At 72.1% G+C, this 25,226-nt stretch carries 24 protein-coding genes and 1 pseudogene; 14 read left to right on the top strand and 11 right to left on the bottom strand.

The features are described from left to right. Window positions 1–12: 12 nt before the first annotated feature. Both ACZ5D2_RS32295 and ACZ5D2_RS32290 read right to left on the bottom strand, forming a co-directional pair. Window positions 13–204 carry a hypothetical protein gene (locus ACZ5D2_RS32295; RefSeq protein ID WP_371681463.1) on the bottom strand — a complete coding sequence of 64 codons (192 nt, stop codon included), beginning with the start codon at window positions 202–204 and terminating at the stop codon, window positions 13–15. A gap of 345 nt (window positions 205–549) precedes the next feature. Beyond that, entirely contained in the window at window positions 550–1,389 is an 840-nt protein-coding gene (locus ACZ5D2_RS32290) for an SDR family oxidoreductase (protein WP_331737985.1), read from the bottom strand. A 91-nt stretch (window positions 1,390–1,480) separates the two neighbouring features. On the opposite strand from ACZ5D2_RS32290, the gene ACZ5D2_RS32285 reads away from it, so the two are divergent. Both ACZ5D2_RS32285 and ACZ5D2_RS32280 read left to right on the top strand, forming a co-directional pair. Continuing rightward, a complete protein-coding gene (locus ACZ5D2_RS32285) occupies window positions 1,481–1,861 on the top strand; it encodes a winged helix-turn-helix transcriptional regulator (RefSeq protein ID WP_331737984.1) in 381 nt (126 codons plus the stop codon). 289 nt (window positions 1,862–2,150) lie between these two features. Further along, complete coding sequence (locus tag ACZ5D2_RS32280; protein WP_468934298.1) at window positions 2,151–2,378, top strand: hypothetical protein; 228 nt, start codon at window positions 2,151–2,153, stop codon at window positions 2,376–2,378. A 46-nt stretch (window positions 2,379–2,424) separates the two neighbouring features. Here the strand turns inward: ACZ5D2_RS32280 and ACZ5D2_RS32275 are convergent, their stop codons facing one another. Next, window positions 2,425–3,294, bottom strand: a complete 870-nt coding sequence (locus ACZ5D2_RS32275) for a glycosyltransferase family 2 protein (RefSeq protein ID WP_468934295.1) — start codon at window positions 3,292–3,294, stop codon at window positions 2,425–2,427. A gap of 214 nt (window positions 3,295–3,508) precedes the next feature. On the opposite strand from ACZ5D2_RS32275, the gene ACZ5D2_RS32270 reads away from it, so the two are divergent. The 4 genes from ACZ5D2_RS32270 (at window position 3,509) to ACZ5D2_RS32255 (ending at window position 8,150) form a co-directional block, all read left to right on the top strand. Further along, window positions 3,509–4,099: a DUF1963 domain-containing protein gene (locus tag ACZ5D2_RS32270; protein ID WP_371681462.1), complete on the top strand. Its 591-nt coding sequence runs from the start codon at window positions 3,509–3,511 to the stop codon at window positions 4,097–4,099. Between the two features lie 471 nt (window positions 4,100–4,570). Next, window positions 4,571–5,845 carry a discoidin domain-containing protein gene (locus tag ACZ5D2_RS32265; RefSeq protein WP_468934292.1) on the top strand — a complete coding sequence of 425 codons (1,275 nt, stop codon included), beginning with the start codon at window positions 4,571–4,573 and terminating at the stop codon, window positions 5,843–5,845. Continuing rightward, on the top strand, window positions 5,845–7,167 hold the full coding sequence (locus ACZ5D2_RS32260) for an MFS transporter (protein WP_468934289.1): 1,323 nt from the start codon (window positions 5,845–5,847) through the stop codon (window positions 7,165–7,167). The genes ACZ5D2_RS32265 and ACZ5D2_RS32260 overlap by 1 nt, the downstream gene beginning before the upstream one ends. Next, on the top strand, window positions 7,164–8,150 hold the full coding sequence (locus tag ACZ5D2_RS32255; RefSeq protein ID WP_331737971.1) for a TolB family protein: 987 nt from the start codon (window positions 7,164–7,166) through the stop codon (window positions 8,148–8,150). The genes ACZ5D2_RS32260 and ACZ5D2_RS32255 overlap by 4 nt, the downstream gene beginning before the upstream one ends. A 38-nt stretch (window positions 8,151–8,188) precedes the next feature. Here the strand turns inward: ACZ5D2_RS32255 and ACZ5D2_RS32250 are convergent, their stop codons facing one another. Both ACZ5D2_RS32250 and ACZ5D2_RS32245 read right to left on the bottom strand, forming a co-directional pair. Beyond that, a complete protein-coding gene (locus tag ACZ5D2_RS32250; protein WP_331737970.1) occupies window positions 8,189–8,467 on the bottom strand; it encodes a DUF2625 family protein in 279 nt (92 codons plus the stop codon). Window positions 8,468–8,533: 66 nt separating this feature from the next. After that, a complete protein-coding gene (locus tag ACZ5D2_RS32245) occupies window positions 8,534–9,397 on the bottom strand; it encodes an endonuclease/exonuclease/phosphatase family protein (RefSeq protein WP_371681460.1) in 864 nt (287 codons plus the stop codon). Between the two features lie 91 nt (window positions 9,398–9,488). Here ACZ5D2_RS32245 and ACZ5D2_RS32240 point away from each other — a divergent pair, with 91 nt between their 5' ends. Next, window positions 9,489–10,604 (top strand): NADAR family protein, encoded by a 1,116-nt coding sequence (locus ACZ5D2_RS32240; RefSeq protein ID WP_331737967.1) that lies wholly within the window; start codon window positions 9,489–9,491, stop codon window positions 10,602–10,604. 149 nt (window positions 10,605–10,753) lie between these two features. On the opposite strand, the gene ACZ5D2_RS32235 is transcribed toward ACZ5D2_RS32240, so the two are convergent. Beyond that, window positions 10,754–11,968 carry a phospholipase D-like domain-containing protein gene (locus ACZ5D2_RS32235; protein WP_468934283.1) on the bottom strand — a complete coding sequence of 405 codons (1,215 nt, stop codon included), beginning with the start codon at window positions 11,966–11,968 and terminating at the stop codon, window positions 10,754–10,756. Window positions 11,969–12,280: 312 nt separating this feature from the next. Continuing rightward, a complete protein-coding gene (locus ACZ5D2_RS32230) occupies window positions 12,281–12,889 on the bottom strand; it encodes a TetR/AcrR family transcriptional regulator (RefSeq protein ID WP_331737962.1) in 609 nt (202 codons plus the stop codon). A gap of 98 nt (window positions 12,890–12,987) precedes the next feature. Here ACZ5D2_RS32230 and ACZ5D2_RS32225 point away from each other — a divergent pair, with 98 nt between their 5' ends. From ACZ5D2_RS32225 to ACZ5D2_RS32215, 3 genes are all read left to right on the top strand, one after another. Continuing rightward, complete coding sequence (locus ACZ5D2_RS32225; protein ID WP_331737959.1) at window positions 12,988–13,425, top strand: DoxX family protein; 438 nt, start codon at window positions 12,988–12,990, stop codon at window positions 13,423–13,425. Between the two features lie 113 nt (window positions 13,426–13,538). Next, a complete protein-coding gene (locus tag ACZ5D2_RS32220) occupies window positions 13,539–13,886 on the top strand; it encodes a hypothetical protein (RefSeq protein WP_468934278.1) in 348 nt (115 codons plus the stop codon). Window positions 13,887–14,112: 226 nt separating this feature from the next. Further along, complete coding sequence (locus ACZ5D2_RS32215; protein WP_468934275.1) at window positions 14,113–15,696, top strand: FAD-dependent oxidoreductase; 1,584 nt, start codon at window positions 14,113–14,115, stop codon at window positions 15,694–15,696. Between the two features lie 36 nt (window positions 15,697–15,732). Here ACZ5D2_RS32215 and ACZ5D2_RS32210 read toward each other — a convergent pair. From ACZ5D2_RS32210 to ACZ5D2_RS32195, 4 genes and pseudogenes are all read right to left on the bottom strand, one after another. Then, window positions 15,733–15,891 (bottom strand): annotated as a pseudogene (locus tag ACZ5D2_RS32210) (IS982 family transposase); the annotation flags it as partial. Window positions 15,892–16,147: 256 nt separating this feature from the next. Further along, window positions 16,148–16,885 (bottom strand): VOC family protein, encoded by a 738-nt coding sequence (locus tag ACZ5D2_RS32205; RefSeq protein WP_331737953.1) that lies wholly within the window; start codon window positions 16,883–16,885, stop codon window positions 16,148–16,150. 250 nt (window positions 16,886–17,135) lie between these two features. Next, the gene (locus ACZ5D2_RS32200) at window positions 17,136–18,776 is read right to left on the bottom strand and encodes an alpha/beta hydrolase (RefSeq protein ID WP_468934271.1); all 1,641 of its coding nucleotides are present in this window, start codon (window positions 18,774–18,776) and stop codon (window positions 17,136–17,138) included. Between the two features lie 333 nt (window positions 18,777–19,109). After that, window positions 19,110–19,352, bottom strand: a complete 243-nt coding sequence (locus ACZ5D2_RS32195; RefSeq protein WP_468934268.1) for a hypothetical protein — start codon at window positions 19,350–19,352, stop codon at window positions 19,110–19,112. 118 nt (window positions 19,353–19,470) lie between these two features. Here ACZ5D2_RS32195 and ACZ5D2_RS32190 point away from each other — a divergent pair, with 118 nt between their 5' ends. The 4 genes from ACZ5D2_RS32190 to ACZ5D2_RS32175 all read left to right on the top strand — a co-directional run bounded on the left by ACZ5D2_RS32190 (window position 19,471) and on the right by ACZ5D2_RS32175 (window position 25,068). After that, entirely contained in the window at window positions 19,471–21,621 is a 2,151-nt protein-coding gene (locus tag ACZ5D2_RS32190; RefSeq protein WP_468934266.1) for a hypothetical protein, read from the top strand. A gap of 473 nt (window positions 21,622–22,094) precedes the next feature. Next, window positions 22,095–22,781, top strand: a complete 687-nt coding sequence (locus ACZ5D2_RS32185; protein WP_331737949.1) for a 2OG-Fe dioxygenase family protein — start codon at window positions 22,095–22,097, stop codon at window positions 22,779–22,781. A gap of 5 nt (window positions 22,782–22,786) precedes the next feature. Beyond that, window positions 22,787–23,623: a class I SAM-dependent methyltransferase gene (locus ACZ5D2_RS32180; RefSeq protein WP_331737948.1), complete on the top strand. Its 837-nt coding sequence runs from the start codon at window positions 22,787–22,789 to the stop codon at window positions 23,621–23,623. Beyond that, window positions 23,620–25,068 carry a diaminopimelate decarboxylase family protein gene (locus ACZ5D2_RS32175; RefSeq protein WP_468934262.1) on the top strand — a complete coding sequence of 483 codons (1,449 nt, stop codon included), beginning with the start codon at window positions 23,620–23,622 and terminating at the stop codon, window positions 25,066–25,068. Before ACZ5D2_RS32180 ends, ACZ5D2_RS32175 begins: the two co-directional genes overlap by 4 nt. Window positions 25,069–25,226 lie beyond the last annotated feature (158 nt).

Below are 25,226 nucleotides of genomic sequence, written 5' to 3'. Positions count from 1 at the left end.
ATCGGGCAGGTCCTAGCCGGTCGGTGCGCCCGTGACGATGTCCTCGCACGGCGGCTGTGGGGTGGCCTCGGCGACGGCGCGGGTCCACGCGTCGGGGGTGGTGCGGGTGTTGTCGGCGACCTTCGCGACGATCACCCACGCCGCGTTGTGGGTGACGTACTCGCGGCGGCTGGTGTCGAGCGCGCACACCGCCTCGACCGTCACGTCATCATCGTGGCCCCACATCGTCCACGCCCCGCAGACGGCCCCAGCCGCCACGAGCACCCCGGCCACGCCGACGGCGAACGTCCTGCGCGGGCGAACAGGTTGGCCGGGACCGCGCGGTGGCCGTATCCCCCCGCTCCCTCACTCCGCCTTGACGGCCGCTACCCGCACGGCGGCCCGACCCGGGAATCCAGGCCGTAGGGCCAACGCGCGCTGGTTGGCCCTACGGCGTACGGCGGTCCACTGCGTTCGCAGGGTCGGTTCCGGCCCGGCGGGGGCCGCGCAAGCGTCACGGATCAGGTTCGGCGGCTGTCAGCGGTGGATCGCCGGGCGTGCGGGGCAGTTTCAGCGGAACGCGGCGACGTTGCGGGCCGCCCAGTCGGCGAAGGGGCGCGGGGCGCGACCGAGGACCTCCAGCGTGTCCGGGCTGACGCGCAGCTCGGCTGGGTTCGGGGCGCCGAGGATGTCCAGGGTGTCCTCGGCGAGTTCCACGGGCATGCTCCGGGCCATGGCGGCCCTGGCCTCGTCGCGGGTGAGTTCCTGAAACCGCACCGGCGAGCCCAGGGCGGTGGCGATGGCCTCCGCCTGCCGGCGCGGCGTGATCACCTCAGGGCCCGTCAGTTCGTACACACGGCCGGTGTGCCGGTCGTCCAGCAGGCAGGCCGCCGCGACCTCGGCGATGTCCGCAGGGTCGATGATCGGCACCCCGACATCGCCGAAGGGCGCGGCGACGACCCGCCGCGTGCGGACGGACTCGGCCCACCACAGGGCGTTGGAGGCGAAGCCGCCCGGCCGCAGGATGGTCCAGTCCAGGCCGGAGTCCCGCAGTGCGTCCTCCACCTCTCGTATCGCGATCCGCGTCGCGCCGAAGGGCCTGGTCGCCACGCCCAGCGAGGAGAGCAGGACGACCCGGCGGACCCCGCCGGCCACGGCTTGGCCGATGATGTCGGCCGGGTGGGCCCCGACGGCGTGCATATCGCCGGACAGCAGCAGAAACAGCGCCTTCGCCCCGGCCAGCGCGGGCTCAAGGCCGTTCGGCTCGGCCAGATCGGCCACCATGTGGCGGACACCGTCGGGCGCCGCCGCCGCGTGCCGCGACACCGCCGTCACCTGCCGGCCCGCCTCGGCCAGTGCCCGCGTCAACGGCCGGCCCACATTCCCCGTAGCTCCGGTCACCACGATCATGATCAGCTCCTTGTTCGATGTCCGATGTGGCTTCGACGCTAGGAGCAGGGCTAACTCTTGGTAAGGACATACCTGGGGGTAAGCTCATCACATGGTGGAAGGCGCGCAGCTCAACCAGGCCGAGGCGGGGCAACGGTATGAGGTGTTTCACACCGACTGCCCCGCGCGCGATGTGGTCGACCATGTGACCAGCAGGTGGGGTACCTGGGTACTGATCGCCTTGCGGAGCAACGATCTCCGGTTCTACGAGCTCCGCGACGGCATCCAGGGCATCAGCGAGAAGATGCTCGCCCAGACCCTGCGCGCGCTGGTCCAGGACGGCCTGGTCTGGCGGAAGGTCGAGCCGACGACGCCGCCTCAGGTCACCTACGGGCTGACCGAGTTCGGCCGGGACATCGGCGAGCCGCTGACGGAACTGTTCGACCGGATCACACGGCGGCTGTCACCGCGCAGCGCGGGACAGCCGGGATAGCGTCGTAGCGTGGCCGGTGCGCATTCGCGAAGCGACCAGGTCCTTCCTCGTGGCCATCGACTGCCGGGCGGCGCGGATACCCACCGTCAGGGGCCGCTGCTGCAGGCGCTCTACGACGGAGGATGCTGACCCCCGCCGGAGGGAGTGCCGGTCTGCTGCCGACCACTCCTCCGCCGCGGCGGGATGGTGCTGTGCCGTTGCTCTGCGCGGGCGACTGCATCCTTTGGCCTACTGCGTTTTCGGCCCTGGGGAGGAGGATCTTGCGGAACCGCCGCGAGAGGATCGATCCGTGCGAACAACCATCGGATACACCATCGAAAGCATCGGCTACGTCGTAGGAGCCCAGGGGCTCGTCAGCTTCGCTTCGCAGACCTTCTTCGGCACGGAGTGGGGCTGGATGCACAAGATCGTCGACCTTCCGTCCACCGCTTACCTCGGCATCGTCGTCGTGGGGCTGGCACTCATCGTCGGCGGCGTGAAGCTGCGGAAGGCGCCCCAGCGCCCGGAGACCGCCTGACCGGAGGGCGTTTCGGCCCGCGCCTGACACGCCGGGTGTCCGCCCGTCAGAAGACCGGGGAGCGGCCCAGCCGTGTCATCCGCCATACTGTCCGCCACCGCATGGGCCGCCTGGGCGGGCACGGTGTGCGTACCCCTTCGAAGAAGCCGGACCACCAGGCGACCAGCCCCGACAGCGGTGGTCGTTGCACCAGGGTGTACGCGGCCCACGTCGCCAGGTAGACCGGTACGAGGACGGCCGGCAGGTGCCGCTTGGCCAGCCAGACCCGGTTCCGGCCGGTGTTGCGGTAGTACACCTTGTGGCGGGAGGCCGCGGTGCGCGGGTGCTGCAGCACCATGTCAGCCCGGTAGTCGATCTCCCATCCGGCGTTCAGCGCCCGCCAGGCGAAGTCGGTTTCCTCGTGGGCGTAGAAGAACGGGGCGGGGAAGTCGCCCACTTGGTCGATCACGCTCATGCGGATGGCGTGGCCGCCGCCGAGGAACGTCGTCACCGGTCCGGACACCAGCGGGTTCCGGCCGCCCCGGCGGGGGACGTGGCGGCGCTGGCTCGCTCCGGTCTCGTCCGCGATCCGGAAGCCGGCGACGCCCAGACGTTGGTTGGCGGCGAATGCTTCCCGGACCAGCCGGAAGGTGTCCGTACGCGGCAGCGATCCGTCGTCGTCCAGGACCACCACGACGTCGACGCCGCCGCGCTCACGCAGCCACCGCACGCCGGCGTTACGGCCACCTGGGATCCCCAGGTTCTCCGGCAGCTCGACCCCGTCCACCCCGTCCGGGAGCGGGGACAGGGCAACGCCCTGGGCCAGGACCACGACCGCTGCCGGATCGCCTTCCTGGGCGGCGACCGAGTCCAGCAGGGCTCGCAGCTCTGCGGGCCGGTCGCCCATGGTCAGGACCACAACCCCGATCTTCGGCATTCCGTTGCCCGTTCCTCTCACGCGTGGTTTCGCAGCAGTTCGGTGGCGCGCCGGTCCAAGCTTGCCGCACCGGCCACCCCGCGCTCGCGGGATCCGGCAGCCGCCCCTGGATCCGGTCACCTTCCGCTTCGTCCTCCTGGCCAGGGCCTCGGCGGCGCACACCGCCCCGACCCCACCCACCGGCCCGCCGTATCCCCGCGCGTACATTCCCGGCATGACGATGCTCCTCCTCGACGGCGGGCCGGTCGCCCCGGACGCCCCGGTCACCCGCACCGGCGGCACGCCGCTGGCCCCCGCCGGCACCCCGTGGCCGGCCTGTGCCGCGTGCGCCGCACCCCTGCAGTTCCTCGCCCAGATCCGCCTCGGCGACCTTCCCGGACACACCGGCCCCGCCCCCGGGGTACTGGCCCTGTTCATGTGCGCGAACCGCCCCGGGCAGTGCACGCAATGGAGCCCCACCGCGGGCGGCAACCTCGCCCTGCTGCTCCCCGACGGCGGACTGGAGCCCGTACCGGCTCCCGACGGCGTGGCTCAGGACCTCCTCGGACTCGGCGCCGTCCGCGCCGCCGTACCCGCCCGCACGGCACCCGGCACCGCGACGGTCCTGGGCCGGCTCGGCGGCACCCCCGACTGGCTCCAGGACGATGAGACCCCCTCCTGTCCCACCTGCGCGCAGCCCATGGACTTCACCGTTGAACTCGCTGAAGGCCCCGACCCCGTGACCGCGATGAACTTCGGCTCCGGCCGCGCCTACGCGCACACCTGCACCCCGTGCGGCCGCGCGGCACTCCTGTGGCAGTGCTGACCGCCCCCGACTCCCCACGGCCGGCCTCCACTGCGCAGTTCCGCCTGGTCATCCGGGACCTACAGCCCCAGGACGCCTGGCCATCGGGCTGAACGGCCGGTCGCCGGAGGCGGCGTGGGCGATTCTCGCCCTGCCCCACGCCCTCACGGAGGCACGTACCGGCGGCCCGCCTGTTCGCTCGCGCCGGCCTGGCCGAACCACTGGTAGGAAACTTTCCTATCGGCTACGCTCCCCGACGGCGGCCCGGCACGGTGCCTGATGGCATGGGCATGACGTGCTCAGCGAGAGCTCTGACCCGGCCGCCGTGACGCCGTCCCCTGTTCGCCCCGGGGTCCGGAGGGCGGCGTTCCCCGCACGGTGTCCAGCTCTCGCCGTTCCCAGGTCAAGGAGTCAGGCATGCACCTGCACGCCTCCACCCCACCACCCACATCCGGCATCCGGCTTCGGCCCGCCCTCCTAGTCTTAACCGCCGTGCTCGCCCTCGTCGCCGGGCTCCTCCTCGCCTGGCCCGGCCGGGCGGGGGCCGCGGCCGACCCGCTCATCTCGCGCGGCAGGCCGGCCACCGCCTCGTCCACCGAGAATTCCTCGCTCGGCGCCGCGAACGCCTTCGACGGCTCCGCCTCGACCCGCTGGGCCAGCGCCGAGGGCAAGGACCCGCAGTGGATCCGCGTCGACCTCGGGGCCGGCGCCACCGTCTCCCGGGTCAAGCTGACCTGGGAGTCCGCCTACGCCAAGGCCTACCGCGTCGAGGTCTCCACCGACGGCACGACCTGGACCAAGATCGCCGAAGAGACGGCCGGCAACGGCGGCACCGACGAACTCGCCGGCCTCTCCGGCAAGGGCAGGTACCTGCGCGTGTACGGCACGGCGCGCGGCACGGCGTACGGCTACTCCCTCTTCGAGGCCGAGGTCTACGGCACCACCGACAGCGGCCCGCCCCCCGGCGGCGGCGCCTTCACGGTCGTCGCGGCCGGTGACATCGCCGCCCAGTGCACGGCCTCCGACAGCGGCTGCGCGCACCCGAAGACCGCCGCCCTGGCCCGGCAGATCGACCCGAAGTTCTACCTGACGATGGGCGACAACCAGTACGACGACGCCCGGATCGCCGACTTCCGCGCCTACTACGACAAGAGCTGGGGCGCCTTCAAGGACAAGACCCACCCCGTGCCCGGCAACCACGAGACGTACGACCCGGCCGGCTCCCTCGCCGGATACAAGACGTACTTCGGGAACATCGCCTACCCCCAGGGCAAGAGCTACTACAGCTTCGACGAGGGCAACTGGCACTTCATCGCCCTCGACTCCAACGCCTTCGACCAGGCCGCCCAGATCGACTGGCTCAAGGCCGACCTCGCCGCCAACGGCAAGCAGTGCATCGCCGCCTACTGGCACCACCCGCTGTACTCCTCGGGCGGACACGGCAACGACCCCGTCTCCAAGCCCGTCTGGAAGATCCTCTACGGCGCCAAGGCCGACCTGGTCCTCAACGGACACGACCACCACTACGAGCGGTTCGCGCCGCAGAACCCCGACGGCAAGGCGGCCGCCGACGGGATCGTGGAGATCGTCGGCGGCATGGGCGGCGCCGAGCCCTACCCGATCGAGCAGGTGCAGCCCAACAGCCAGAAGCGCATCAGCGGCCAGTACGGCGTCCTGAAGCTCGACTTCACGGACTCCGGCTACAGCTGGAGCTACGTCGGTACCGACGGGGTCAAGGACACCAGCCCGAAGTACAGCTGCCACTGATGTACCTGGCCAACACCGGCCGCCCGGACGCGCCGCCCCGCCCCGCCGGGGCCCGGCGGCGCGTCCCCGCCACGGTCGTCGCGCTGGGCGCGGTCAGCCTCGTCACCGACGTCTCCTCCGAGATGGTCACGGCCGTGCTGCCGCTCTACCTCGTCCTGGGCCTCGGCCTCTCACCCCTCCAGTTCGGTTTTCTGGACGGCATGTTCAACGGAGCCACCGCGCTGGTACGGCTCCTCGGCGGCCGGCTCGCCGACCGCGGCGGCCGTCACAAGCGGGTCGCCGGCGCGGGCTACCTCCTCTCCGCGCTGTCCCGGCTCGGGCTGCTCCTCGCCGGCGGCGCCACCGCCGGGATCGCCGCCTCACTCGCCGCCGACCGACTCGGCAAGGGCGTGCGCACCGCCCCGCGCGACGCGCTCATCTCGCTCAGCGGCCCACCGGAGACACTGGGCCGCGCGTTCGGCGTGCACCGCGCCATGGACACCACCGGCGCGCTGCTGGGCCCGCTCGCCGCATTCGCCGTGCTGTGGGCCACCGCCGACGCCTACGACGCGGTGTTCGCCGTCAGCTTCTGCACGGGCCTGCTCGGTGTGCTCCTGCTCGTCCTGTACGTCCCCTCCGCCGCCCCCGCGCCGCCCGTCCGGTCGACGCCCCTGCGGCAGGGGGCGCTTCGCGACCCGGCCTTCCGCCGGATCCTGTACGCCACTTCCCTGCTCGGAGCCGCCACCATCGGCGACTCCTTCCTCTACCTGCTCATCCAGCGCGGCCTCGACCTGCCGCCCGCCCTCTTCCCACTGCTGCCGCTCGGCGCCGCCACCGGGTACCTGGTGTGCGCCGTCCCGGCGGGCCGGATCGCCGACCGCGTGGGGCGCCGGCTGCCCTTCCTGGCCGGACACCTCGCGCTGCTCGGAGCGTATGCGGTCCTGCTGTTTCCCGTTGCCTGGCCCACCGTGTTCGCGGTGCCGGCGCTCCTCGGCGTCTTCTACGCCTCCACCGACGGGGTCCTGATGGCCTTGGCCGGTCCCCTGCTGCACGCGCACCGCCGGGCCGGCGGGCTGGCGGTGCTCCAGACCGGCCAGGCGCTGGCCCGGCTGCTGGGCGCCGCGGGCTTCGGGGCCGCCTGGACCTTCTGGGGGCAGGGGCCCGCCCTGTGGACGGCGGCGCTCGCGCTGGCCGGGGCGCTCGTGGCCGGCTGGCGCATCCTGCCCGTACCCGTACCCGTACCCGTACCCGTACCCGTACCCGTACCCGTACCCGTACCCGTACCCGCGCCCGCGCCCGCGCCCGCACCCGCACCCGCCCACGACGCCCCGGAGGAACCGTGAACCCGCGACCGCCACAGCTCCGCCGCCTCGCCCTCGTCGTACTCTCCGTCCTGGTGCTGGGGGGAGGCTCCCTGGGCTACGTACTGCACGCCAGGCACCGCGGCATGCCGGCCGCCACCGGGGACGGATCGTTCAGCCTGGCCGAACCCGGGCTCTACTACCGGGACTCGGCCACCGGACGGGTCGCCCGCCGGAGCGGCACAGGGGGGCCGCCCGCCACGGGAGGACCCGCCTGCGAGCGCTTCTACGCCGCGGGGGAACGCGCCCTGTGCCTGCGCAAGCTGCCGGGCATCCCGGCCCGCACCCAGGCCCTCGTACTGGACCGGCAGCTGCGGGAGGTCCAGCGCGTGACCGTACCCGGCATCCCCAACCGGGCGCGCGTCTCGGCCTCGGGAAACGTACTGTCCTGGACGGCCTTCGCGACCGGCGACTCCTACGCCACGACCGCCTTCTCCACCCGGACCTCCATCCTCGACCTGCGCACCGGCTACCTGATCAAATCGATGGAGGAGATCCCGCTGACCATCGACGGGACCCGCTACCACGCCGGCGACGTCAACTACTGGGGAGTGACCTTCGCACGCGACGACAACCGCTTCTACGCCACGGTGTCGACCAAGGGCCGCACCCACCTCGTCGAGGGGGACCTGCGCAACTGGTCCGCGAAGGCCCTGCGCGAGAACGTCGAATGCCCTTCGCTGTCACCGGACGACACCCGCATCGCCTTCAAGAAGAAGGTCTCCGACGACCCCGCCGCACCCTGGCGGCTGTACGTCCTGGACCTGGCGGACATGAGCGAACACCCGCTCGCGGAAACGCGCAGCGTCGACGACCAGGCGGCCTGGCTGGACGCCGGGACCGTCGGCTACGCCCTCCCGGGAAGGGAGGGAGGCACCAGCGACATCTGGTCGGTCCCGGCGGACGGCACGGCCGAACCCCGCCTCCTGGTCCCCGGCGGCTTCTCCCCGGCCGCGGTGCGCTGACCTGCCGACTGGTACCGCGGGCCCACGGGCGAGCCGGCTCAGACGACTCCGAGGAAGCCGGGGTCGGTGCCGTCGAACTGAAGGCACGAGTCGCGGCCCAGGCCGAGGAGTTCCGCCATGGGCACCGCGCGACGGCTGGTCGCCGACAGGTCCCGGCGTGCCTCGGCCGACCACAACGGCGGGAAGAACGACAGTCCCTGCCGCCCGTCCAGCACGGAGACCTCACTGCGCCAGCCGTCCCACCGCATGCCTTCATAGAACTCCCGGAGTCCTCCGGAGAAGATCCAGGACAGCCACGCCGAGTGGCCGGCGCCCAAGGGGTCCGCGGGTCACCCGCACGCCGATCCACCGATCGGGACAGCAGCCATCGTGCTCCGACACGGCTACCCCCGGTTCAGGTCGGTGTACAGCAGGTGGTGGTCCGAGTACGGGCTGGGGCGGACGCGGCGCGTGCGCGGGGCGATGCCGCGGAGGAACACGTAGTCGAACTTGCTGTTCCAATCGGTGGTCGCCGTGCAGGCGTCGACGCCGACGGGGGAGGGGGAGGGGCGGCAGCCGGGGTCCGTGTCCCGGGCCAGGGCCCACATCGGGCCGAGTTCGGGCGCGTCCGGCACGGCGTTGAAGTCGCCGAGGACGATCGCACGGTCGTGGCGGGCGACTTCCGCGGCGAGCACCTCCACCTGGCCCGCCCGCACCTCTCCCTGCCGGCGCTCGGCGAGGTGGGTGTCGAAGACGCGGACGGGCCGGCCGCCCACCAGCGTGGTGACGGCCAGGTAGCCGCGGGCCTCGGAGCCGCCGTCGGGGTATTCGACGCTCACCCGGTCCGTCATCGGCGCCGCCGAGAGGATCGCCTGGCCGAAGCCGCCCGGCCGCCACGGCAGCCCCCCGCAGCGGTTCCAGTTCCGCAGGACCGAGCCGTACGCGACCCGGTAGACCAGCCCGTAGACCTCCTCCAGGTACGTGCGGATCTCCTCGACGTCCCGTACGCACGCCTCTTGCAGGCCGATGACCTGCGGCGCGGCCGTGGCGATCTCCCTCGCCCGGCCGAAGTTGAGCCCGCTGCCACCGCACGGATTGCAGATGTTCCACGTGCCGACCCGGTCCGGTACGACCTCCCCGGCGGCGGCGGAACGCAGGCGCCCGGCGAGGGGGAAGCCACGGCCCGGTGCGCTGGGGCCCAGGAGCAGCACCATGCAGACCGCGGCCATCGCGCCCGCGGCCCACCGCGCGCCCCTTCTCAGCACCATCGCCTCCCCGGAGTGGACGCACATCATCACACGGCGCCCTCGACGCACAATCGAGGTGCCTCACGGCCGGTCCGTCCGGCATCATCACCGCATGATCGGCAATCGGATCACCCATCGCACGGCGGACGGCGTCCGCGTACCGGGCACCTGGCGGCACGCGTTCATATGCAACGGCGGCTCCTACTTCCTCACCGACCTCTTCATCTACGCCGACGGCCTCGTCGACTGCTGGGAGCTGGTCACCCTCGACGAGTTCGAGCAGAAGCTCCGCTGCGGATGGGTGGCCACCAGCCTTCCTGACGGCGGACGCGCCTCCGCGCACCACCTGGCCTCGTGGAGGTTCGGCGAACCGAGCACCTGGCTGACACCGGACCTGCTGCTCGCCGAGGTCCGCGACACCATCGACGAGCTGAACGGCCGCCCCGACTCGACCGCCCGCTGCCTCGCCGCGGTGGACGGCTTCATGGCGGACCGTACGGAGGACAACCGGGCCGCCGCCCGCGCCGCCTACCTGGCCATCCCCGAGACCGTACGGCTCTACGCACTCGGCGACATGGACCACAAGGACCACCCCCTGAAGGTCCTGGTGGCGGGGCCCGGCGGCCGGACCCCGGACGAGCACGGGGAAACGGTCACGCAGGAGGAGTACGACGAGGCCGTCGCCTACTTCGAGGAACGCGAACAGTGGCGCGCGAAGGCCCCTTCGCGGGTGCCGGCCGACGGGCCGGCCGAGTCCTTCGCCCCCGCGGTCAAGATCTACCACTCGTATCCGCAGCGTGCGCTCGATGACCCGGGGAAGCGGGGGCTGCGCAACGACCACCCCGCCCCCATCACCGTCGGCGACGTCACCTACCCGTCGGTGGCGCACGCCTACTGGGCCCGGTCCGTCGCCGAACCGGAGGCCCGGGCCTCGGTCGTGGCGGCGGAGTCGGGCGCGAAGGCCCGTACGGTCGCGGCCGCGGCGCCGCGGCGCGAGGGCTGGGAGCAGGTCCGGACGGCGGTCATGGCCCGCCTGCTGCGCGCCAAGTACGAGCAGCACCCCGACCTCGCGGCGATCCTGCTCGCCACGGGTGATGCGACCGTCCTCTACGACGATGCCGACTCGGGCTTCTGGGGCGAGAACGGGGGCCGGGGCCGCAACTGGACGGGCCGCCTCCTGGAGCTCGTCCGTTCCGAACTGCACGCCGGGCAGACCCTCATCGACTGACGCGGAGCCGACTACCCGTCGGGGGGTGCGCGAAGCGCCCGGCCAGGTGAGCCCGGCCGGGCGTTCTTGCGTCCTTCCGCCCGGCACCTTCGAGGCGGGGCCCCAGGGGGAGGCCTGACCGGGCCTCACCGGCTTCCCCGCGGCGCTGTTCACCAGGCGGTGCAGTGCGGGCCGGCCTTGATGGTTTCGAAGTTCGTCTTGAAGGCGTCGTAGACGGCCGGATTGTCGATCTTCAGGAGGGTCTCGTCGTTGGCCCGGAGGTTCGGGAGCGTGTAGTTGTGGCTTCCCGTGAAGACCAGCCTGCGGTTGGCTCCGCCCAGGTAGGTGCCCTCGATCAGCATGTACTTGGAGTGGATGCCGATGGTGCGGGAGGCACCGGTGCCGTCCACGGCCGTGCCGGAGCAGCGGGCGGCGTAGCTGAGGCGTCCGGCGATCGAGGACCGGACGGCGGTGCCGAGGTTGCCGTCCTCGCCGTTGTGGAGGAGCTCGACCCGGCAGCCGGCGTTCTTCAGGGCCACGAGCTTGTCGGCGACCTGGAGGCGGGTGAAGGCGTACATGCCGATCCGGATCTGGGTCGCGCCGCCCGCGCAGTCCACGTTGTTCAGCAGGGACACGACGGTGTCGGTGCCGGCGTCGTTGTCATAGGTGGTGCCGGCCTTCTCCTGGCGGGGGAAGAAGTAGGTCTTGTAGGGGCCGGCGTCCCGGGTCTTGTAGTACGTGGCCAGGCCGGTCCCGGTTGCGCCGTTGGTCCGCAGGTCCTGCCAGTAGGCGCGGTAGCCGGCGTAGAGGCCGGAGCCCGCGTCGGGAATCGTCACGGAGTTGTTGAACAGGTTCCGCCGCTGGCTCGTGGTCAGGTTCGCCGAGGTCTGGAACACCACGTTGTCGGTGCTGCCGACCCTGGAGAACAGGAAGAACTTGTTGTGGTTGATCGCGCCGGTGTCGCTGCTTCCGCCGAGGCTGCGGTTGCCGATGCAGCCCCGGTCCGCCGGGCAGGCCAGCACCCACGAATCCGCGGTGAGATCCGTGCCCAGACCGGTCGCCGCGGCGAGCATCGAGTACTCCGACCCGGTGGCCTTCCCGTTCGCGTCCACGTCCGGGACCGCGTCCCCGTCCACGATGAGCCTGACCTTCACCCCGCGCTGCTTCGCCGCGACCAGCGCGCTGCTGACGCCGCCGTCGGTGATCAGGTAGACCGAGCCGTTGATCTCCGCGCCCGCCGGCGTCCGGTCGACCAGGGAGATCAGCTGGTTCCGAATCGCGTCCTGCTGGGCCGTGGTCCCCGCCGGGTCGTTGAAGGTGGAGGTGAGCGCGACCGTGTCGTCCACGGCGATGGCCCCCGGCGCCCCGAGCAACGAAGCCCCCATCACAAGAACCGCCGTCGCGGCTGCACTTCGTATCCGCATGTCCCCACCCGGTCTGAAGATCAAAGAATCTGACGCCCAGGAACCTACCGGACCCGCCGGACCCACCCAGTGCGGGCCTGACAGGGGTGCGTGTCGTGTCGCCCCCTCCGCGGAACGGCTCCGCCTGCGCATGGCGCCGAGCGGGTCGGTGTGGTCGCCCCCAGGCCGCCGAAGGTCACCTGGGAACGCCCGGAGCCGCGGTTCGTCGTGGCCCGCCCATGTGCCACCGGCACCGGACCTCAGCCATGCGCCGATCGCGGCGACGAACTCGCTCTACCGGACGAGGAACTTGGTGACCTGCCGCGCCACGCTCTCCGGGTCGGCGTCCGCCGCCAGCGGGAGCGTGCCGCTGATCCGCAGGGCCGTGAATCCGTGAACCAGTGACCAGGCCGCCAGCGTGGCGATCTGCTGGTCCCCGTTCTCAGTGCGGCCGGCCAGGCGGGCTGCGCCGCTGCGCAGTGACTCGGCCGCGCGGGCCCGGGCGGCGGTCAGGTCGGCGGAGTCCGTGCGGCACAGGGCGGGCTGGAACATCACCTCGAAGTGCCCGCGATGGGTGAGCCCGAAGCGTACGTAGGCGACACCGACCTCGGCGAAGTCGCCGGTCTGCTCCCACGTGGCGTTGAGGGCGTCGGCGAACAGGTCGAACCCTTCGACAGCCACTGCGGTGAGCAGACCCGCCTTGTCCCCGAAGTGGTGGGCGGGTGCAGCGTGGGAGACCCCGGCTCGTCGGGCAAGGTCGCGCAGGCTCACTGCGCTGGCCCCGGATTCCTCGATGGCCTCGACGGCTGCGGTCAGGAGTGCGCGGCGAAGGTCGCCGTGGTGGTAGCCGTGGCGGTCGGCGGCGGCGGCGGCGGGGCGGGACGCGGAGGCAGGGGTCGTCATGGGATCGAGCCTAACCCAGATCTAGGCATTGACAAGATGAGCGCGATCGGTGAATCTTTCCAGTGTCAAGATGAGGGAATCGGAAGGATGGACACGCAATGGCTCCCGTGATCGTGCTCGCCGTCGGCTGGACCCTGGCCCGCCTCGCCGGACTGCTCGGCCTCTCCGTCCTGGACGGCTGGCAGCCCGCCTTGTGCGTCGCGTTGGCATTGATGTTCACGCTCACCGGCGTCGCCCACTTCACGGGTCGCCGAGCCGAGATGATCGCCATGGTCCCGCCTGCGCTGCCCCGGGCAGACCTGCTGGTGACGGCCACCGGCCTGCTCGAACTGGCCGGAGCGGGCGGCCTGCTGCTTCCCGCGACCCGTCCCTTGGCCGCGATCGCGCTCACGGTCATGCTGCTGGCGATGTTCCCCGCCAACGTGTACGCCGCCCGGTCAGCGCTCACGCTCAACGGGAAGCCGGTCATGCCACTGATCCCGCGGACGTTGCTCCAGGTGGCGTTCGTGACGGTGTGCGTCCTCGCCGCGCTCTGACCTGTCATCGGCCGGACCCGGTCGCCACCGCCGAGCAGCAGTTGCCGGCGGCGGCCCGGTCCTCGACGTTCCACCGGGCGAAGCCCATCTCGTGGCCGTCCCTGGGGCTGTTGATGTCGATCGTGTACGACCGTCATCACCGACGGCGCCACCCCGGCGGGATCATCACGATGGGCACCCTCGGCGCGGAACCCCGCTTCCTGACCGGCGGCCGCATCGCGGACGAACTCGGCGACACCGCCCCCACCCCGGACACCGCCTACGACATCGCCTCCCTCACGAAGGTCGTCGCGACCCGGCCGCTGGTCTGCCGGGCCCTCGACACCCACCGCATGGGCCGCACTGCCCCGGTGCGCGCTACGTCAACCGCGGCTACATCCTCCTCGGCCTGGCCCTCGCCCACGCCCACCAGCGCCCCCTCGACATCCTCGGCCGCGAGCTCTGGGAGGACCCGGGCATGACCTCCACCCTCTACGGGCCGCTCACCCGCGGCCCCGCGGTCGCACCGACCGAGCAGCGCATCGTGGGCGCGCCGCGGATCTGGGGCCAGGCGCACGACGACAAGTGCTGTCGGTGGCCTGTCGGGGCCGTCGGGGCGATGTCGGGGCGATGTCGGTGGGGGCTGACACCTTTCGAGAGGTCCCGCCGGTTAACCATCCGGCCGGGAGTCCGAGGAGGGGATCTCTGGTGCATGACGTTGTGATCGTGGGAGCCGGTCCGGTCGGTCTGACCCTCGCCTGCGAGCTTGGCCTCGCAGGCTGTTCCGTACTGGTGCTCGAACGGGAGCCGGGGCTCGGTTCCCCCTTACGGGCAGCCCCGCTCGGGAGGCGAGGACTGTCCGCCGCGTCGGTCGAGGCGTTCTACCGGCGCGGGTTGCTGGAACCGCTGCTGACGGCGTCGGGTGATCAGGAGGTGTTCGGTGCGGTGCCCGGAGCGCGCGCACCGTCACGCCCTCGGCTCGGCGGGCACTTCGCCGGCATGATGCTCGACGGAGCCCAGGTCGACGTCGCCGCCCTGCCGTTCCGGCTTCCCGGCCCGGCACTCGAATCCGTGAGGACGGACCTCGAAGCGGTCGAGACGGTGCTGTCCGAGCAGGCTTCCAAGCTCGGCGTGGACATCAGGCGCGACGTCACGGTCTCGGCCGTCTCCCAGAACGGCGAGAGCGTGGTCGCACAAGCCGGCGCGGACGCGTACGAGGCGCGCTGGCTCGTCGGCTGCGACGGCGGACGCAGTACGGTGCGCAGGCTCACGGGCTTCGAATTCGCCGGGACCGAGCCGCAGTTCACCGGCTACACCATGCAAGCCACTCTCGCCGATCCCGAGAAGCTGCGCCCCGGCTTCAACCTGACGCCGACGGGCATGTACATCCGGATGCCCGCCGACGGGTACATCGCGATGATGGACTTCGACGGCGGTGCGTTCGATCGCTCGCAGCCGCCGACCCGCGGCCACCTTCAGGCGGTTCTGCGCCGCGTGTCCGGTACCGACGTGACCATCGGCGAGGTCCACATCGCCTCGAGCTTCACCGATCGGGCGATGCAGACGACGGCGTACCGGCGAGGACGCGTCCTGCTCGCGGGCGACGCGGCCCACATCCACTCCCCTCTGGGCGGCCAGGGTCTGAACACCGGCATCGGCGACGCCATGAACCTGGGGTGGAAGCTCGCGGCGACCGTGCGCGGGTGCGCGCCGGACGGGCTTCTCGACACCTACGCCGTCGAGCGCCATCCGATCGGTGCGGCGGTGCTCGATTGGTCGCGCGCCCAGGTGGCGATCATGCGGCCGGACCCGTACGCCCAGGCGATCCAGGCAGTGGTCCGCGATCTCATCGCGACCCGCGACGGAGCTACGTACGTGTTCGAGCGGCTGTCGGGTTCGTGGATCCGGTACGACCTCGGCGACGAGCATCCGCTGGTCGGCCGGAGCGCCCCTGACTTCTGCCTTGAGGACGGCACCCGCCTCGGCGACCTCATGGAGGACGGACGAGGTGTCCTGCTCGACTTCAGCGCCGACCGGCGCCTGCACACTTCGGCGACGGGCTGGGAGGGCCGGATACGGTACGCGGCCGGGGCCGCGACGAACGACCTCGGGGCGGGTGCCGTGCTGGTGCGGCCCGACGGCGTGATCGCCTGGGCAGGTGATCGTCACCCTGATGGAGAAGCGTTCGAGCAGGCCGCGAGCCGTTGGTTCGGTGAACCGGCCGCAGCCGGACTCACCGGCTCCTCCCACCCCGAACCCGCGGCCCTGCGCGCAGGTTCCGACCGGCCGTGAGCGCCTCGGCCTGGACGCGTGAGTCCGATGTGTCGGTCAGTGGCCGCAGGCGGTCGCTGACCGTGTGATGGGTGTGCCGTTGGCCCGGTTGTGCCAGACCGCCGCGGCCAGTGCCAGGCCGCGCTCACCGACGCGGGCCAGGACCCCGGCAGGGGTTCTGGCCCCGCGGCGTTCGAGGCCGAGCTGGCCTTTGAGGCCGGACCACCTCGGCCGCCATGTCCTCCACCCGCTGCCGCACGGTCGTCAGCACACGATCCAGCGCGTGGCGCCGCCGTAGGCGCCGTAGCCGTGCGGGCACCGCCGACGGCTACGGCCCGCTCGCGTCCTTCCTGCCCCCGAGGACGAGCGCTGGCTCACCAGGCACGCCATCCCCATCCATCTCCGGCGGCACGGGCTGACGCCACGCGGTCTTCGCGGCTGACCCGACCCCGGCCGGAGTGGTTGCTCCAGGTCAGCGAGGGGTGAGGAGGCAGAACTCGTTGCCTTCCGGGTCGGCCAGAACCGTCCAGGAGATTGCGGACTGGTCGATGCCGGGGTCGGTGGCGCCCAGGGCGCGCAGTCGGGCTTCCTCTGCGGCCAGGTCGTCACCGGGGTAGGGGCAGACGTCGAGGTGGACGCGGTTCCACCCGCTCTTGGTGTCGGGAGTGCGGAGGAACTCCAGGTAGGGCCCGACGCCCTTGGCGGAGCGCATGGTCGCCTGGTCGTCGGTGACCCCGTGCAGCGTCCAGTCCATGGCCTCGTCCCAGAAGCGGGCCATCGCTCGTGGGTCGGTGCAGTCGACCACCACCGCGGCGATCGGCCCGGTGTCCTGGTAGATCGGGCGGGGCTCCAGGACACAGAACTCGTTGCCTTCCGGGTCGGCCATGACCGTCCAGGGGACGTCGCCCTGCCCCACGTCGGCGAGCGTCGCGCCGAGATCCTTCAAGCGCGCGACCAACGCCGCCTGATGGGCGGCCGAGGTGGTGGCCAGATCAAGGTGCACGCGGTTCTTGCCCGTTTTGGGTTCCGGGCGGGAGATGATGTCGATGCAGACGGCCACGGGGTCGGGGTAGGCGAAGCCCACGGGTTCGAGGTTGGTCACGCCGGGTCCCTCGCTGTCGACACCCCAACCGAGTGCCTCCGCCCAGAACCGGCCGAGCGCGGTGTCGTCGTGCGCCTTCATATTGATCTGTACGAGTCGTGTTGCCATGGCGCAGATCCTAGAAGCTGCCACGGCCCGGGCCGCCGCAATTGGTGATGTGCTCCATCAGGTACTGACCATGGTCGCCATCGTCGAGACCGTGCAAGCCCTTGTGAACGAAGGCGAAGCCCGACCACGCCGCCCGCATCCGACCTGGCCGGCCCCCTGGCGCCGCGCCGCCGCCCGCGCCCGGGGGTCGCGGCTGACTGTTCGAATGGGTCCAGCCGACTGCAGCGGGGCCTGGCGGCCGGGCCTGTCGTCAGCGGGCTCCGGCACCCTCCGGATCCGGGGTGGGCGGCGGGTTGTGGCAGGTCACGTCCTTCGCGGGCAGCCGTCCCGTCGACAGGTACGCGTTGACGGGTATGTTGGCGCAGGCCGTGGGGTTGGAGAGATACACACCATGCCCCTCACCCCCCAGCGCCAGCACCATCCGCGACCCCTTGAGCGCCTGGTGCAGCCCCTGGCCGGTACCGAGCGGAGTCATCGGATCCCACTCGTTCTGCACGGTCAGGACATCGGTCCGGGTCTTCATGGGCGTGGCGGGCTCCAGCGGCCGCTGCCAGAAGGCGCACGGTTTGATGTTCGAGGCGAAGTCCCCGTACAGCGGGTGCTTCACCTTGTCCCGCGCCGCGTCCCGCGCGTACTGCTCCGGATCGCGGGGCCAGCTGTCCGTGTCCCCGCACACCACGGCCCAGTACACGGCGGTGGCGTTGCTGGCGGGAATGGCGTCCGGACCCTCCGACGCCCCTCCCGCGTCGGCGTCCGGGCCGGCGGCCCGGACGCCGCCGAGCGGTGACCGCGTGCCGGGCCCCTTCCTGTCGGCGCCCTTCCCGCTCGCGCCCGGAGCGGAGCCACCCGGAGCCATGCCTCCCGCAGCGTTGCCACCCGGCGGCTGGGGCGCCTTGTCGGCCGATGCCTTGATGGACTTGACGACGACCGAGGCACCGTGGGGATCGAAGAAGAGCGACGGGTCGGCCCTGATGTCGTCACCCGTCACCTTCTCCCCGTAGTGGATGATCGGGTCCCGGTCGGCACGCGCCACCAGCGCCCAGAAGGTGGCCGAGACCGCCTCGGGCGTGGCGCCGAGCCCATACGTGTCCGAGCGCTCCGCGGCCCACCGCGTCCACCGCTCGAAGGCGGGCTCCGCTCCGGTCCCCCACGCCTGGATCATGCCGCGCCAGACGCGCCCCGGGTCCACGCCGCTGTCCAGGACGAACCGGTCGGTGCGCTCCGGGAACATCTGGGAGTACACCGCGCCGAGGTACGTCCCGTAGGAGTAGCCCAGGTACGAGACCGTCCGCTCCCCGAGTGCGGCGCGGATGACGTCCATGTCGCGCGCCGTGTTGCGGGTGGTGATGTACGGAATCACATCGCCCGACTTCTCACGGCACTTGTCGGCGATTCCGCGCGCCCAGGACACGTCCGAGGCGAAGGTCTCGGGCCGGTACGCCCCGCCGACGCCCACCTCCGCTTCGCTCAGATCACCACAGCCGATGGGGCTGCTCTCGCCGAGGCCGCGCGGGTCGAAGCCGACGAGGTCGTAGCGGTCGCGGACGTCCTTGGGCATCTCGGCATTCGTCCGTATCGGCCGGGAGAGCCCCGGGGTCCCGGGGCCGCCGGGGTTGAGGAGGAGGACGCCACGCCGCTTGGCGGGGTTCTCGCTCTTCATCCGGGATATGGCGAGGTTCAGGGTGCGCCCTTCGGGACGCCGGTAGTCGAGCGGCACCTTGAGGGTGGCGCACTCGTACGCCGCCGGCCGATCGGGGCTGCAGCGGTGCCAGGCCGGCGTCTGTCGCAGGTACGCGGGGACCGGGGCGGCGGAAGCCGATGGCGCCGCCAGCCCGGGAAGAGCGGCGGCGAGGAGTCCGGCGGTGGCGAGCAGCGGTGCGAGACGTTTCATACGCGTGGTGCCGTTTCTTCGTCAGGTGAAATCGCTTGCTCCTCCACAGTGTTGGACGAGCGGGTCGGACCGGATCCCTCCCAAGAGTGATCTTCTGTCCCCCACGCGTATCACCTGAAATCCGGACAGGTGGCCGAGACTCATCCCCAAGATCTGCGTTTCGTGGAGCCAGGCCACCGGGTGGCGGCGGCCCGCGCCGTTGCGTGTGCCCGGGAGGCGGCACCTCGCCGTCCTCGATGCTCTGCTTGAGGTGGTCGGCGAGCAGGAGGAGCCAGTCACCGATCGAGGACTGGGGGATCCCGATGTCTGCTTCATGGACACGGTCGGTTGCCCCTACAGGTAGAACGGGACGGTCGCCAGGACGACGAATCCGTACGGGCCGGTGGGCCCACGGCGCAGGACGACGCGGGCGGCACGGACGTCGACGGGTTCCCGCCCGGCGAGCAGCATCGCCTCCAGCTGCACCCGGCCGACGGGCTCCGCACGGGACGGCCAGGCGGCTTCGAGGGCGAGGCGGCCCCGCGTCCCCTGCCGGCCGGGTTGGCCTGACCGCTGCGGACGGAACCATGGGTCCACGGAGCCGAGGACGTACGCCTTGCCGTCGGGTTCCGCTGGCTCGTGGGCTGAGTACCTGGTTGGCCCCGGCGGCCCGGGTGGCCAGGTCTTGTCAGAGACGGCTGGCACGATGCTGCGCATGGATCTCGCACGCGCGCTCGACGGCCTGGACGCCCGGCCATGGTCTTCCCTCTCCCACGCCTACGGCAGTGCGGAGGACGTTCCCCCTCTGCTGCGGGCTCTGACCGGCACCGACGCGGACGCGGCGGAGGAGGCCCTGTCCGAGCTGTACGGGAGCGTCCTGCACCAGGGGACGGTCTACGCCGCCAGCGCGGAGGCGGTGCCGTTCCTGGCCGAAATCGCGGCGGCCGGCCACCGCACGGTGGACGTCCTGGCGTTGCTGGGCGGCATGGCCGAGAGCGACGACGAGTACCGCGTGGTACCGGGCGCGGTCCGGGCGGCCGTCGCCGACCAGCTCCCGTTGCTGCTGCCCCTGTTGGCCTCTGCGGAGCCGGAGGTCCGCCGGACCGCGGCCTGGGTGGTGTCCCACACCCGCGCGTCCGAGACCGCGCTCCCCGCGCTCCGCGCCCGCTGGGACCAGGAACCCGAATCCGCCGCACGCGCGGAGGTCCTGGCCGGGATCACCCGGCTCGACCCGCAGGGCGGAGCGGCGGCAGCCGCCGCCGTCCTGGACCCGTCCCAGCCCGCCGAGGTGCGCATGGCCGCCATCTTCGCCTCCCTTGACGCCGGCGCTCCGTGGACGGAGCCCATGCACACGACGATGCTGTCCCTTCTGCCGGCCGACCCCCTGCGCTCCGATCTCGACCTCGAACGCGGTGAGCCGCTGGCCGCCGTCATCGAGGCACTCCTGGGCCGGGACCGCCGCAAGGAGCGCAAGGCGGCGTTCGCACTGATCGACGCGGCCCTGCACGACGATCGGGCCGAGGTGCGGGCCGAAGGCCTCTGGGCGGCCGACCGCGCCTGCACGCTCTCTCGCAGCGCCCCGCGGCGACTGGTGTGGAACCTGCGAGCGGCGGCCGTCGACGAGGAGTCGGTGCTTGCCGTGTCGTCCCTCCTGGGCCGGTTGGGCAGCGTCGCCGCACCAGCCGCGGAGATCCTCGCCCCCCTCGCCCGACGGAACCCGCACCACGACGACGACCATGCGGACCGGGCCCTGGCCGCGCTCGTACTCGTCGCGCCCGCACAGTCGGCCCCGCTCCTGGCCGCCGGCCTCGGGCGGCGCCCGCGGGCCCTCGACGCCGCCGCCGGGTTCCGCAGCGCGGGGGACTCCGCCTTCCCGTACGACGGAGAACTCCTCGACGCGGTCCGCCACCGCCTCACCCAGCCCGAGGTCCTGAGCGGCAACGAACCCTCGCAGCTGACGAACCTGCTGGCGGGGTGGGGCGCCGCGGCAGCGTCGGCGTTGCCCGAGCTGTGCGCGGCGCTCCCACACTTTCCCGGCCAGGCCGCCCGAGCCATTGCTTCCCTCGCCGCCCATTGCACCCCGACGGACCGCAACCGGGCCGCCGCCTCGTTGCGGGCGGTGACGGCCGAGCAGGGAGTCCTCCCCGCGGCGAAGGCCCTGTACGACCTCGACGGCGAGATCGCGCCGCTCCTGCACTGCCTCGAACAGGACCTCCGACGTGGCGCCAACCAGCTCAGGGAGGCCGCCACGACGGCGGCTGCGCTCGGTCCCCGGGCAGCGGCGCTCGTGCCTGCCCTCCGCGAGGTGCTCGACGGCTCGACCTCCGACACCACGCCCGCGCTGGATACGGACACGGCCCTCGCTGAGGCTTTGTGGCGTGTCACGGGGGACGCGGACCGGGTGGTCGCCGTTCTGGACTCGGTCTTCGCGCGCGCCGAACAGAACCCCTGGTCCTGGTGGTCGGTGGTGCGGGCCGCCCGCGCGGCCGTCCTCCTCGGCCCCGCGGGACGGCCGCTCGTCGCTCGCCTGGAATCCGCCCTCGGCGATCCGGCACAGGCACCGGCCGCAGTGCTGGCCCTCACGGCCGTAGCCGAACCCGCCTCGCTGGACCGCACCTCGCTCGCTGAGGCCGCCTTGCGGTCGGCCGAATCGGACGCCGATCCGACGAGCGCCTGCGACGCCCTGGAAGCACTCGGCCCCGACGCATTGACCAGCGACCACGTGCGCCGACTCGCCGATCTCGCCGACGGCGACGCCCGGGTGATCCGCTCGGGAGTCGAAGATCGCATCATCCGCCAGGACGAAGCCCTCCGGAACCGCGCCAGGGCACTCCTCACCGCCTGCACGGCTCCTGCGTCACCTTGACCTGCCCCAGCGGCCGGTTGTCGGCGGGTGACCGCGTTCGTGTGCGGTGGTTGTTGACTGCTCCGGGCGGCTGTACGGGTTGGTGCTGGAGGTGGTCGTCCGTTAAGGCTGCTCGGTTTCTGTTGGCATCCTCCCCACCCGCGCCGCGTCCCTCACCGACCCGAAGGCCACCGTACGGGCCATCCGCAACACCGCGCGCTGTCCGGACACCTGAATGGTCGTCGGATTTCGGCCATGAAGGCTGGTATCATTCAGGCCACGACTGCCCCGTGGCCACGTCCGGGTGCCCGCTGTCGCGCGACCCTCCCATACCGCTTGGTATGCGGCTTGTCCACCCGACAAGTTGTCTAGTTCCACCGGCGTTCATGCCAAGATCATGATCTTGTCGGTGTGTCGTACACCTGCCTAGCCTGCACAGCGTTGCTTCGAAGCCCGGAGAACACACTTCCGGGCTCCTGACGTTGGGGGTTGACATGAGTCTGGGCGACAAGGGCTACGCGGTCATAGACACGCCGCCGCTGGACGAGCACAGCCTGGCCGAGTTCGAGAAGCTGCCGCTCGACCCGTACACCGGCTCGACGCAGAGGTACCGGCGCTTCTCCCAGTTCCGCCTGGTCCACGAAGACCAGTGGAAGCTGGAACTGCTGCCGCACCGTCACTTCGCGCAGCCGCGCCAGTACAACGACCTCGTCGGCGGCCAGATGCGCACGCTGGAACCGCTGACCACCGATCCCACCCCGCTCATCGCGGCCGGCGCCGAAGCGCTGGGCCTCGACAAGAACACCGCCTGGCAGCTGAACATCCACCAGTGCCGCGTCGTCTCCACCCCCGAGGTCGACGGCGTCGCCGCACCGGAGGGACCGCACCGGGACGGCCACCAGTACGGCATCGTCGCCGTCACCCGCCGCCACAACATCTCCGGCGGCGAGACCCAGCTCATGCCCCTCGGCGGCGGCGAGCCCTTCTTCCGCACCACCCTCCAGGACGGCCAGGCCATCGCCTTCGACGACCGCCTGATGTTCCACCACGTCACCGACATCGAGCACCTCACCGACGAGGGCGGCCACCGCGACGTGTGGCTCGTCGCGGTGAACACCTGGGACAACCGGCGCTACGGCGAGGAGTACGAGGCCGAGGTCCGCGCGAGCAGGGAGGTCTGAGCACGATGTCCCGAACCCTGCCCCCCACCGCGCCGGCCACGTCCGCCGGCACCGCCGCACCCGCGGGCCACGCCCCCGTCTACGACCGGATCGGCGTCGGCTACTCCTCCGTACGCCGCCCCGACCACCGCTGGGCCGCGCAGATCGAGGCCTCGCTCGGTGACGCCCGCACGGTGCTCAACCTCGGCGCCGGAACCGGTGCCTACGAGCCCGAGGGCCGCACGCTCGTCGCGGTCGAACCGTCCCTGCGCATGCGGGCCCAGCGCGGCCCGCTCGCGGCGCCGTGCGTCGTCGCGAGCGCCGAACGGCTGCCCTTCGACGACCAGAGCTTCGACGCCGTCATGGCCGTCCTCACCGTCCACCACTGGACGGACCTGGAAGCCGGGATCGCCGAACTCCAGCGCGTCGCCCGCCGCTTCTCCCTCGTCACCTACGACATGAACGTGCAGCGGAACTTCTGGTTCACCCGCGACTACGTCCCGGAGATCGCCGAGGCGGAGTGCTCCCGCGTGCCCTCCCTCGAACGCCTCACCAAGCTCCTCGGCCCCTGCGACGTGGCGGAACTCCCCGTCTGGCACGACTTCACCGACGGATTCATGACCGCCTTCTGGCGCCGACCCGAGGCCTACCTCGACCCCGCCACGCGCCGCGCCTGCTCCGCCTTCGCCCTCACCGACGAGCAGGCCGTCGACCGGGGCGTCACCCGCCTGCGCGACGACCTCGCCTCGGGCCGATGGCACCGCCGCTACGCAGACCTCGCCACCCGCGACCACATCGACGCCGGCTTCCGCCTGCTCACCGGCGAGTCCGTCCACGCCGCGCGGACGGAGGCGTCCGCATGAGCCGTCCCCGGCCGGACACGAACACGGACACGGACACGAACAACACGAACACGAACACGGACACGGAAACGAACACGAGCACGAACACGGACCCCGGCACGGGACCCGGCTGGGACCCCGCACGGCTGGCCGACGTCGCGCAGCGCCACGGCACCCCCGTGCACGTCCTCGACGCCGGACGCCTGGACCGCGCCACCGCCCACCTGCTGGAGGTGCTCGGCGGGCTCGGCAGGCCCGCCCGCGCCTACTACTCGGTGAAGACCAACTACCTGCCCTACCTCATGAGGCGGCTCGCCACCCACGGCCTCGGCGCGGACGTCGTCTCCGGGTACGAGATGGAGGCCGCGCTGGCCGCCGGCTTCGACCCCGCCGCGATGGTGTTCAACGGCCCCGTGAAGACGGACGACGAACTGGCCGCCGCCGTACGGCACGGCGTACGCGTCAACATCGACGGCGAGCAGGAGATCGACGCGCTGGAGGCCGTCGCCGCCCGCACCGGGCGCCCCATCGAGGTCGGCATCCGGATTTCCCCGGGCCTGCCCGTCTCCACCTCCGCCGACCCCAGCTACCGGGCCCAGGCCGAACGCGCCGCCGCCCGCACCCGCTTCGGCTGGCCCGCCGGATCACCGCAGCTCGCCGCCCTGGTGGACCGGATCGAAGCGTCCCCGCACCTGGCCCTGCGGGCCGTCCACGCCCACCTCAGCAGCCAGATCGTCCACGAGGACCTGATGCTGACGGCACTGGACCGGGTCCTGGACGAAGCCGCGAAGCTGCACGCCCGGTTCGGCCTCACCGAGGTCAACATCGGCGGCGGGTTCGGCGTACCCGGCATCCGGCGCCCCCGCACCGGCCCGCAGAGCGCGCTGGCAGCCCTGCGCGGGGAGGACCCCTTCCCGGAGGAGGAGCCCTTCCTCGACATCGCCCGGCTGCTGCCGGAACTGGACGAACGGATGCGGCTGCGCGGCCTCGACGGGGTGGCACTCGCCTGCGAGCCCGGCCGCTGGCTGGTCTCGGACGTCATGGCCATGGTCACGCGGGTGATGTCGCGCAAGGAACTCCCCGAAGCCCGCTGGCTGATCCTCGACGCAGGCAACCACGTCACCCCGTGGAGCGGCACCGGCGAGGTCCACCGCCTCACCCCGATCGGCAGGCAGTACTCGGCCGCGAACAGCACCTGGTCGGTGGCCGGACCGCTGTGCTACGAGAACGACGTGCACGCCGCCGCCACGGAGCTGCCCGACGACGTACGGGCCGGGGACCTCCTGTGCCTGCACGACACGGGCGCCTACTCGCTCGGCCGCAGCAACAATTTCATACGGACCCGGGCCGCCGTCGTCGCGGTCGACGGGGACGCCGAACAGCTGGTCTGGCGGGCCGAGACCGGCACGGACGTCTTCGCCCTGGCCGACCCGGCCGGCCCGGCCCCGACGCCCGGTACCCCGTAATGGTCAAGGCCTACCTGGAGCTCCTGAGGCTTCCGGGCGCGGGGGGGGGGGGGGGGGGTGGGGGGGGGGGGGGGCCGGGGGGGGGGGAGGGGGGGGGGGGGGGGGGGGGGGGGGGGGGGGGGAGGAGGACAACGCCCCCCGACCGCCCTCTTTTCGTT

Source organism: Streptomyces sp. NPDC031479, from assembly GCF_055581065.1.
Note: the sequence above shows the minus strand (reverse complement) of the source record. Positions and strands in the feature narration are given on the sequence as shown.